The 364-nt window shown below is 56.6% G+C and carries 1 protein-coding gene; it reads right to left on the minus strand.

Features of this window, described 5'->3' with window-relative positions; translation table 11 throughout:
- A partial coding sequence (locus tag NBA72_RS24225; protein ID WP_439005045.1) for an iron-containing alcohol dehydrogenase occupies positions 1–364 on the minus strand: 364 nt, incomplete at both ends.

Below are 364 nucleotides of genomic sequence, written 5' to 3' on the forward strand. Positions count from 1 at the left end.
CACCGAGGAAGGCGTTGGCAAACGCGATACCGGCGATAGTCGCTGCACTGTGAACACGTTCACGCGCAACCGGGTTTCTAGACCCTTCGTGGTAAGACGTCGGCAGGTTTTCTTTCAGCAGTTTCAGGGCCTGCAGAGCCTGACCGTCAGAGAACTCAGAAGCCAGTACGGAAACATAAGCTTCCAGAGCGTGAGTTACCGCATCCAGACCACCGAACGCACACAGGGACTTCGGCATATCCATCACCAGGTTGGCGTCGACAATCGCCATATCCGGGGTCAGGGCGTAGTCAGCCAGCGGATATTTCTGACCGGTTGCATCGTCGGTCACAACCGCAAACGGTGTGACTTCAGAACCGGTACC

Source organism: Salmonella sp. NW1250 (assembly GCF_051812965.1).
Lineage (GTDB): Bacteria > Pseudomonadota > Gammaproteobacteria > Enterobacterales > Enterobacteriaceae > Salmonella > Salmonella enterica.